Source organism: Vibrio sp. 1978 (genome assembly GCF_033344345.1).
Genome location: NZ_JAWPOP010000805.1, coordinates 1 through 572 on the forward strand (window position 1 = coordinate 1; position 572 = coordinate 572).

At 49.1% G+C, this 572-nt stretch carries 2 pseudogenes; both read right to left on the bottom strand.

The features are described from left to right. Nucleotides 1-493 (bottom strand): annotated as a pseudogene (locus tag R8N49_RS29210) (hypothetical protein); the annotation flags it as partial. A 6-nt stretch (nucleotides 494-499) separates the two neighbouring features. Beyond that, nucleotides 500-572 (bottom strand): annotated as a pseudogene (locus R8N49_RS29215) (RNA polymerase subunit sigma); the annotation flags it as partial.

Genomic DNA, 572 nt, shown 5'->3' on the forward strand with positions numbered 1-572 from the left:
TGAGCAGGTCACCATCGGGGTCTTCAAACAATTGGTTCAGACTTAACGAATTGCTGATCGGCTTGTTCTGCGTTAGCTCCCAACCATAAATGATGGTTTGCAGTTGCTGTTCGACCGATAGATTGATGATGGGTTTGCTGTTGTTCGCCGCATCAACCTTGGGTTGTGGTGTCACCGCCGTCAGATCGTAAGGGTAGTAACCATCAAACGTATCAAAAGGGTTCTCGGCGACGTTTTGTTGATCGAATGGGGTGGCATTAAGCACAGCATCTAAATCGAGAGAGCTCGAGCCGTCCAACGCCGATGTTGTGAGCGCCTGCTTCACCTCAATTAACGACGTACGTTCACCATAGTGATGTTGGCTTTTTCTTTTATCGACAGGAGCGCTGTTTAAAGAGCTGGCCGCAGACGCCATGTTGCTCTCGTCACTTAACAAGTAAACGCCCAATAAACCGGCGCCGATCGCGCCGATAATCCACAGTTTCTTGGTCATGATGTATGCGTGAGCAATTCTTGATTGCAGCCAGCTGCGTGAGAACTTGAGGTCTTTTTCTATCAGACTTGCGCTGCAC